General features: G+C 71.4%; 8 protein-coding genes. 6 read left to right on the top strand and 2 right to left on the bottom strand.

Annotation, left to right across the window (positions count from 1 at the left end):
* Positions 1-122 precede the first annotated feature (122 nt).
* Both ACZ6Q9_RS06825 and ACZ6Q9_RS06820 read right to left on the bottom strand, forming a co-directional pair.
* Complete coding sequence (locus ACZ6Q9_RS06825; protein ID WP_396830280.1) at positions 123-755, bottom strand: potassium channel family protein; 633 nt, start codon at positions 753-755, stop codon at positions 123-125.
* Between the two features lie 25 nt (positions 756-780).
* Positions 781-2,115, bottom strand: coding sequence for a TrkH family potassium uptake protein (locus ACZ6Q9_RS06820; protein ID WP_393450348.1), 1,335 nt, complete (start codon positions 2,113-2,115; stop codon positions 781-783).
* Positions 2,116-2,255: 140 nt separating this feature from the next.
* On the opposite strand from ACZ6Q9_RS06820, the gene ACZ6Q9_RS06815 reads away from it, so the two are divergent.
* From ACZ6Q9_RS06815 to ACZ6Q9_RS06790, 6 genes are all read left to right on the top strand, one after another.
* Positions 2,256-3,380 (top strand): glycerophosphodiester phosphodiesterase, encoded by a 1,125-nt coding sequence (locus ACZ6Q9_RS06815; RefSeq protein WP_393264875.1) that lies wholly within the window; start codon positions 2,256-2,258, stop codon positions 3,378-3,380.
* A gap of 631 nt (positions 3,381-4,011) precedes the next feature.
* The gene (locus ACZ6Q9_RS06810; RefSeq protein WP_393450351.1) at positions 4,012-5,211 is read left to right on the top strand and encodes a substrate-binding domain-containing protein; all 1,200 of its coding nucleotides are present in this window, start codon (positions 4,012-4,014) and stop codon (positions 5,209-5,211) included.
* A gap of 6 nt (positions 5,212-5,217) precedes the next feature.
* Positions 5,218-5,961, top strand: a complete 744-nt coding sequence (locus ACZ6Q9_RS06805) for an ABC transporter ATP-binding protein (protein ID WP_357457389.1) — start codon at positions 5,218-5,220, stop codon at positions 5,959-5,961.
* A 55-nt stretch (positions 5,962-6,016) separates the two neighbouring features.
* The gene (locus ACZ6Q9_RS06800; RefSeq protein ID WP_396830276.1) at positions 6,017-6,799 is read left to right on the top strand and encodes an ABC transporter ATP-binding protein; all 783 of its coding nucleotides are present in this window, start codon (positions 6,017-6,019) and stop codon (positions 6,797-6,799) included.
* Entirely contained in the window at positions 6,799-7,689 is an 891-nt protein-coding gene (locus tag ACZ6Q9_RS06795; RefSeq protein WP_350707141.1) for a branched-chain amino acid ABC transporter permease, read from the top strand. The genes ACZ6Q9_RS06800 and ACZ6Q9_RS06795 overlap by 1 nt, the downstream gene beginning before the upstream one ends.
* The gene (locus ACZ6Q9_RS06790) at positions 7,686-8,810 is read left to right on the top strand and encodes a branched-chain amino acid ABC transporter permease (RefSeq protein ID WP_393264881.1); all 1,125 of its coding nucleotides are present in this window, start codon (positions 7,686-7,688) and stop codon (positions 8,808-8,810) included. The genes ACZ6Q9_RS06795 and ACZ6Q9_RS06790 overlap by 4 nt, the downstream gene beginning before the upstream one ends.
* The last annotated feature ends 25 nt before the right edge of the window (positions 8,811-8,835 follow it).

Genomic DNA, 8,835 nt, shown 5'->3' with positions numbered 1-8,835 from the left:
AGAGCCGTGCTCGACGCCACCCACCGGACCAGCCGGGATGCTCATGCAACCCCAGGACCACCGGGCTGATCAAGCACCGGAGTCCTTTACATGAGCCCGCCGGGGTCAGCTGAGCCCGCCGGTCAGCTCAGCGCCGCGAAGCTCTGCACCTGCGCGATGTTCCCCTCGATGATCAGCATGCTGCCCGCGGAGATGACGGTGGCGTCGGTGGCGTACCGGAAGCGTTCGCCGGGCAGTTTCACGCCGACCACCCGCACCCCGTAGCGCTCGGTGGGCATCAGGTCCGTCAGCGGCCGGCCGACCATCGCCTCCGGAACGCACACCTTGGCGATGGCGAAGTCGTCGCCGAACTCGATGAAGTCGAGCATCCTGGTGACGATCAGGTGGGCCACCCGTTCGCCGGTCTCCGCCTCGGGAAAGATCACGTGGTGCGCGCCGACCGAGCTGAGGATCTTCGCGTGCTTCTCCGAGGTCGCGCGGGCCCAGATCTGCGGCACGCCCAGCTCCGTCAGCGCCAGCACGCTCAGCACGCTCGCCTCCACCGAGGCGCCGATCGCGACCACCGCCCGGCCGAACTCCGTCACGCCGAGCTGGCGCAGCGCCCCCTCCTCGGTGGCATCGGCCTGTACGACGCGGTCGAGCTCGGCCGACCACCGCTGCACCTGGTCCGGGTTGCGGTCGATGGCCAGCACGTCGTGGTCGAGCGCGGTCAGCGCGCCGGCCAGGTGACAGCCGAACCGGCCCAGCCCGATCACCAGGACGCCGCCTTCGTTCGTGTTCCTATCCGACAATGGGTTGCTCCTCCGGGTAGCGGTACAACCGCCGGCGGGTGTTCAGGGCGATCGCCGACCCGAGGGTCAGCGGCCCGACCCGGCCGACGAACATGAGGACGATCAGGGCGAGCTGGCCGCTCTCCGGCAGTGCGGAGGCGACCCCGACGCTGAGGCCGGTGGTGGTGAACGCCGAGGTCACCTCGAACAGCGCCTGGTAGTAACGGACCCCCTCGGTGAGGAAGACCAGCAGCACCGTGCCGACGGCCACCAGCGCGACGCTGAGCAGCGCGACGGTGATCGCCTGGCGTTGGCTGGCGGTGGCCACCCGGCGGTTCCCGACCGTCACGTCCGGCTCGCCCCGCAGCTCGGCCCAGATGACGAAGGCGAGCAGGAAGAAGGTCGTCACCTTGATCCCGCCGGCGGTGCTGGCGCTGCCGCCGCCGATGAACATCAGCGCGATGATCAGCGGATAGGTCTCGTCCTCCAGGGCCTCGACGTCGACGACGTTGAAGCCGCCGGTGCGGATGAACGCGTTCTGGGTGAACGCCACGAGGAGCTTGTCCGGCCAGGCGTAGAGACCCAGCGTGCTCGGGTTGGCCCACTCGATGACCAGCAGGCCCAGGAAGCCCGCCACCAGCAGCGTCAGGCTGCCCCAGATGGTGAGCTTGGTGGCGACCGCCCAGCGACGCGGCTGCCGCCACTCCCGGGTCGCCTCGAACAGCGCCGGGAAGCCGAGCCCGCCGATGACGGTGCCGATCGCCAGCGGCAGGGTGACCCAGGCGTCGGAGGAGAAGCCGATGAGGTTGTCGGTGTAGAGGGCGAACCCGCCGTTGTTGAAGGCCTGGACGGCGTGGAAGACACCGTTCCAGAGGGCCTGGGTGAACGGGTAGTCGTAGGTGATCCACAGCCGGGCCGTCAGGATCGCGGTGATCACCGACTCGCAGGCCAGGGCGAGGCCGGCGATGCGCAGCAGCAGCCGGCGTACGTCGCCGATGCCGAACTCGGCGGTCTCGGCCTGCACCAGCAACCGGCTGCGCAGCCCCAGCCGCCGGGCCACCACCAGGATCACCAGCGTCGCCCCGGTGACGATGCCGAGGCCGCCGACCTGGGTGAGCACGGTGATCATCACGAGCCCGAAGTCGTTCCAGTAGTTCGGGGTGTCCACCACCGCCATGCCGGTCACCGAGACCGCCGAGGTCGCGGTGAACAGGGCGGTCAGGAACGGGGTGTAACTGTGCTCGCTGGTGGCCCAGGGCAGCATCAGCAGCCCGGTGCCGAGCAGGATCGCCACCAGGAAGCCGAACGGCACGATCCGTACGGGGTGACGGAGAAGCCGGCGCACCAGACAATCTTCCTTTTCCATCGCGATCCGGGTGTCGAAACCGGCATGCCCAGGGTTCATCCGCCCGTCAGCCGCCGACCAACTCGCCGTCAATCCGGACAGGTCTGCTGAGGCGGATCCCTCGACGACAGGAGACGGCGTTGCGACGTACCCTTTCCGCCCTCGGAGTGGCCGGGGCCCTGCTCGCGGCCGCCGTGGCCGTGCCGACCGTGGCCGCGTCGGCCGCCCCGGCGCCCGCCGCCGAGCGGGCCCGGGCGACCGACCGCCCCCTCGTCATCGCCCACCGCGGCGCCAGCGGCTACCGGCCGGAGCACACCCTGGAGGCCTACCGGCTGGCGATCCGGCAGGGCGCGGACTACATCGAGCCGGACCTGGTCGCGACCCGCGACGGCGCGCTGGTCGCCCGGCACGAGAACGAGATCAGCGGTACGACCGACGTGGCCGCCCGCCCCGAGTTCGCCGCCCGCAAGGCCACGAAGACCATCGACGGCGTCGCGGTCACCGGCTGGTTCACCGAGGACTTCACCCTGGCCGAGCTGAAGACGCTGCGGGCCAAGGAGCGGCTGCCGCAGGTGCGCGTCGGCAACACCGCGTTCGACGGGCGGTTCGACGTGCCCACCCTCCAGGAGGTCATCGACCTGGCCCGCGCCGAAGGGCGGGCGCGGGGGCGCACGATCGGCGTCTACCCGGAGACCAAGCACCCCACCTACTTCGCGTCCATCGGGCTGCCGCTGGAGGAGCCGCTGGTCGAGGTGCTGCGGCGCAACAAGCTGACCCACCGGAACTCGCCGGTGATCATCCAGTCCTTCGAGACGGCCAACCTGCGCAAGCTGGACCGGATGATCGACGTCAAGCTCGCCCAGCTCCTCGACGCCACCGGCCGCCCGTACGACTTCACCGTCGCCGGCGACGCCCGCACCTACCAGGACCTGGCGAAGCCGGCCGGCCTGAAGTGGATCGCCGGCTACGCCGACGGTGTCGGCGCGCAGAAGAACCTGATCGTCCCGCGCGACGCCACCGGCAAGCTGCTCGCCCCGACCACCCTGGTCCGGGACGCGCACCGGGAGCGGCTGGTCGTGCACGCCTGGACGTTCCGGGCGGAGAACCAGTTCCTGCCGGCCGACTTCCGGATCGGCACCGACCCGAACGCCCGCGGCGACATCCAGGCCGAGTACGAGCTGTTCCTCGGCCTCGGCTTGGACGGCATCTTCAGCGACCACCCGGACACCGCCGTCGCCGCCCGGGAGGGTCTCGCCCGACGCTGACCGATCCCGCCGCCCCGTCGCCGGCCCGTCACCCTCCCCCGGGTGCCGGGCCGGCGTCGTTGTCGGGGTGCCCGTGGTGCCCGTGGTGCCCGGGGTGGCCGTGGTGCCCGGGCGGGCTGTCCGTGCCCCGCGCACCTGTGTCACGTGCCTGTCGAGCTGATGTCGCAGACGATTCAGGTGTGCCGGGTGGCTGCGTGGACGCTGTCGAGCTGCCCCATGTATAGGGCAGCCCCCGGCCCGATGACGTCCACCCCGACCGGTGACCTGAGGGGCAGCGGACGCCGAAGATCTTGGTACGAAACGGCCCCTCCAGGGGCGTCTTCGTACCAAGATCTCGCAGGCGGTCCAGCGAGGCAGGTGCCTGACGGGGAGGCGCGGCCGGCGGGCGGCGGGCGGAATACGGCATTCGGTGGGTGTCGGTGGCGCGGGGCGACACAGGAGCGTTTCCATCGATGGCCCGGAGACCCATCGCGGACGTGCGCCGTCACTGCCGGGTCGTGACCGTTGTAACTCTCGGCCACCCCACCCCTGTTACTTGTGTGTTTCGGCCACATAGCCCGTGCGTGACGTCACTTCTAGCGTGAGCCGTCACATGTAGTTCCCTACCTCCGAGTCCTCACGTGGAGTCGCAATGACGGTCCGGACGACGCGGCGGGTGTTCCTCTCCGCCGCCACCATGATGGCCGCGGCGCTCGCCGCCACGGCCTGTGGCAGCCCGCAGGAAACCGCCTCCGGCGGCGGTGACAGCGCCGCCCCGGTGAAGGTTGGCCTGGTGTACTCCCAGTCGGGAGCCCTCGCCAGCTACGGCAAGCAGTACATCGAGGGGTTCAAGGCCGGCCTCGACTATGCCACCAAGGGCACGAACAAGGTCGGCGACCGGACGATCGAGATCACCGAGGTCGACGACGCCGGTGACCCGGCGAAGGCGGTCTCCGCGGCCAAGGACCTGATCGGTAAGGGCAACAAGATCATCGCGGGCTCGACGGCGTCCGGCGTGGCGCTCCAGGTCGCCCCGATCGCCGCGCAGAACAAGGTCCTCTTCATCTCCGGGCCGGCCGCCACCGACGCGGTGACCGGCGCGAACAAGTACACGTTCCGCTCCGGGCGGCAGTCGTACCAGGACGTGGTCACCGCCAAGTCGTTCATCGGCGACCCGGCCGGCAAGAAGGTCGTGGTCTTCGCCCAGGACGGCGCCTTCGGCGACGCCAACGAGGCCGCCGTCAAGACCGTCATCGGCGGCGCGGGCGCGACCGTCAGCAGCGTCCGGGCCCCGGCGAGCGCCACCGAGTTCACCCCGTTCGCCAGCCAGATCAAGTCCGCCAAGCCGGACCTGCTCTTCGTCGCCTGGGCCGGCACCACCGCCCCGGCCATGTGGCAGACCCTCGACCAGCAGGGCGTGCTCTCCTCCACCACCGTCGTCACCGGCCTGGACATCCGCGCCTCGTGGCCGACCTTCGGCGCCGCCGGCGCCAAGATCTCCTTCCTGTCGCACTACTTCGACGGGGCCTCCGACAACGAGGCCGCCAAGGCGCTGAAGGCCAAGGTCGGCACCGTCGACCTGTTCCACCCGGACGGCTTTGCCGCCGCGCAGATGGTCGTGCGCGCCGTCGAGGAGGGTGGCGACGACGTCGAGAAGATGGTCAAGGCCCTGGAGGGCTGGAGCTTCGACGGGGTCAAGGGCAAGATGAGCATCCGCGCCGAGGACCACGCGCTGCTCCAGCCGATGTTCCAGGCCAAGCTGACCGGCAGCGGCACCACGTTCACGGCCACCGCCCAGAAGGCGCTGACCGGGGACGAGACCGCGCCGCCGGCCGTGGCGATGAAGGGCTGACAACAGATGCTCGCCACCCGCGGTCTGACCTGGCGGATCGGTGAGGTCGCCATCGTCGACAGCGTCTACCTCGACCTGGCGCCCGGGGAGTTCCTCGGCGTCATCGGGCCGAACGGCGCCGGCAAGACCTCACTGTTCAACCTGATCACCGGCGTACGCCGGGCCACGGAAGGTCGGATCACCCTCGACGGGGAGGACATCGGCTCCCTCCCGCCGCACCGGCGGGCCCGCCTCGGGCTCGGCCGTACCTTCCAGGCATCCTCGGTCTTCGGTTCGCTCAGCGTGCGGGAGAACGTCCGGCTCGCCGTGCAGGCGCACCGCGGGGGCTCGATGAAGCTGTGGCGGCGGGCGGCGGCCGACCGTGAGGTCGCCGCCGCCGCCGACGCGGCGCTCGACCGGGTCGGCCTCGCCCACCGGGGCGAGGCCCTCGCCGGCACCCTCGCCCACGGCGAGAAGCGGAAGCTGGAGATCGCCCTGCTGCTCGCCGGGGAGCCCCGCGTCATGCTGCTCGACGAGCCGATGGCCGGCGTCAGCGCCGAGGACGTGCCCGAACTCGTCTCGGTGATCCGCTCGCTGACCGGCGACAGCGGCCGGTCGGTGCTCATGGTCGAGCACCACATGGACGTCATCCTGGAGCTGGCCGACCGGATCGCCGTGATGCACCACGGCGCGCTGCTCGCCTGCGACACCCCGGAGACGGTGATGGCCAACCCCACCGTGCAAGAGGCCTACCTGGGGGAGTCGCTGTGAGCGCGAGGAATGAGCCGGGTTTGCGAGTCCCGCAGTCGCGAACGGAGACGGCACTGTGAGTGAACCGATTCTCAGCGTGGAGAACCTGTCGGTCCGGATCGCCGGGCTGCACATCCTCCAGGGGGTGTCCTTCACGGTCGCCCCGACCGGCGTCACCGTCCTGCTCGGGCGCAACGGCGTCGGCAAGACGACCACGCTGCGCGCGATCGTCGGCCTCACGCCGCGTGGCGGCGAGGTCCGGGGCGCGATCCGGATGGGCGCGCAGAGCCTGCTGGCCCGGCCGACCCACCGGCTGATCCGCGGCGGGCTCGGCTACGTGCCGGAGGACCGCTGCGTGTTCGCCGGGCTCACCGTCACCGAAAACCTGCGGCTCGCCGAACGCCGGGGCACCACCCCGGCGTACGACAAGGTCTACGCCCTCTTCCCGGAGCTGGACCGGCGCGGACGGCAACGGGCCGGCTCGCTCTCCGGCGGGCAGCAGCAGATGCTCGCGATCGGCCGCGTGCTGCTCAACGACAACCGGCTGCTGCTGATCGACGAGCCGACCAAGGGCCTCGCGCCGAAGGTGGTGACCGAGGTGGCCGAGGTGCTGGAACGGGTCGCCGAGTCCGTGCCGGTGCTGCTGGTCGAGCAGAACCTGGCGGTGGTCCGGCGGCTCGCCCGGGACGCGGTCGTGCTGGCCGCCGGGCAGGTGGCCTGGACCGGCGACGCCCAGGAGCTGCTGCTGGAGACCGCCCTGACCAAGTCGTTGCTGGGCGTGGGCTCGGCTGAGGGGCACGCGCCGAGCGCGAGGAGTGAGCTTGCGAGCCCCGCAGGCGCGAGGAAGGACCAGCACTGATGGACACCGTCATCCTGTTGGCGCTGACCGGGCTCGGCCTGGCGGCGCTCTACTTCCTGGTCGCCAGCGGGCTCTCCCTGGTCTTCGGCCTCGCCGACGTGCTCAACTTCGCGCACGGCGTCTTCCTCGGCGTCGGCGCGTACGGGACCTGGTGGGCGGCGCACAACCTGCCCGGCGCCGGCTCGGACGGCTTCGGCTTCGTGGTCGCCGTCGCCTTCGGGGTGGCCGCCGGCACGCTGGTGGCGATGCTGGTCGAGCTGGTGCTGATCCGGCCGCTCTACTCCCGCACCATCGAGCAGGTGCTGGTCACCGTCGGCCTCTCGCTGGCCGGCGTGGCCCTGCTCCAGGCCACCTGGGGCGCGGACGCCCGGCCGTTCCCGCGCCCCGAGTGGACCCGGCAGGTCACCTCGATCCTCGGCGCGAACGTGCCCAACGGCGGCCTGCTGTTGATCATCGCCGCGGTGCTGGTGCTCGGCGCGATCCTCGCCTTCCTCCGCTGGACCCGCTACGGCCTGATCATCCGGGCCGGCGTCGAGAACCGGGAGATGGTCACCGCACTCGGCATCGACGTGCGCAAGGCGTTCACCCTCGTCTTCGCGATCGGCGGGGCGGCGGCGGCGCTGGCCGGCGCGCTCGGTGGCGTCTACTTCGGCACCGTCTCGCCCGGCCAGGGCAGCTCGCTGCTGATCTTCGCGTTCATCGTGGTGGTCATCGGCGGGATGGGCTCGGTGGTCGGCTCCGCGTACGCGGCCGTCGCCGTCGGGCTGACGCAACAGTTCGTGAACTACTACGGCACCTCCGGGCTGGGCGACATCTGCGTGGTCGCGCTGCTGGCCGTGGTGCTGCTGCTGCGCCCGCAGGGCATCGCCGGAAAGGTGGCAACGGCATGACCGAGGTCAAGAGCCCCGAGGTCCCGGCTCCGCCCGCGGCGGTGCCCGACGAGCTGGACCCGCGCCGGGGACGCTGGCACGGACTGCGCCCGTTCCTGCCACTGGTCGCGCTGGTGGTCGCGCTGATCCTGCCGTACTCCACGCTGCACCTGCCGGGCATCTTCGAGGGGGCGCTCAACTCCCCGGGCACCCTGCAACTGCTCGCCGTCTGCCTCGTCTTCGGCGGCCTGGCCGCCGGGTACGACCTGCTCTTCGGCCGCACCGGGATGCTGTCCTTCGGGCACGCCCTCTACTTCGCCGCCGGCGTCTACGGCACGGACATCCTGATCACCAAGGCGGGGCTGCCGCTGTGGCAGGCGGCGCTGCTGGCGATCACCGGCGGGTCGATCCTCGCCGCGCTCCTCGGCGCGGTGGCGCTGCGCACCGTCGGCATCGCGTTCGCTATGGTGACGCTGGCCTTCGCCCAGGTCGGGGCGATCCTGGTGGCCCGCGACTTCGGCGGGCTGACCGGTGGCGAGGAGGGCCTGCCGCTGGACGTCTCCGGGCTGCCGCAGGGGCTGGTCGGGGTCACCAACACGGTCAACCTCTACTGGCTGGCGCTGGCGTACCTGGTCGTGGTGGTCTTCGTGGTGCACCGGGTCTCCGGCTCGCCGACGGGGCGGGTGCTCGCCGGCCTGCGCGACGACGAGCGGCGCATCGGGGTGCTCGGGCTCGACCCGTACCGGTTCAAGCTGGTGGCGTTCACCCTGGCGGGTGGGCTGGCGGCGGCCGGCGGCGTGGTCTACGTCCTGATCGTCGGCGGCGCCTCGCCGCACATCACCTCCTCCGAGTGGACCCTGGCGCTGCTGGTCATGGTGGTGCTCGGCGGGCCGGGCACCCGGTGGGGCCCGGTGATCGGCGGCATCCTCTACATGTACCTGGACCACCGCCTGGTCGCGTTCGGCACCTCCGACGCGGTGGAGGCGCTGCCCGGGTTCCTGAGCCGCCCGCTGTCGCAGCCGCTGTTCGTGCTCGGCACGGTCTTCATCCTGGCCGTCTACTTCTTCCCCGGCGGCCTGGCCAGCCTCGCCCCCCGCGTGGCACTCCTACGCCACTCGCTCCGCCGCCCCCCTCGCCCCTGACCCCCCTCCCCCTGACCCCCACCCA

This window comes from Micromonospora sp. NPDC049139 (assembly GCF_055586845.1).
This window is presented reverse-complemented; position numbering and strand designations above follow the sequence as displayed.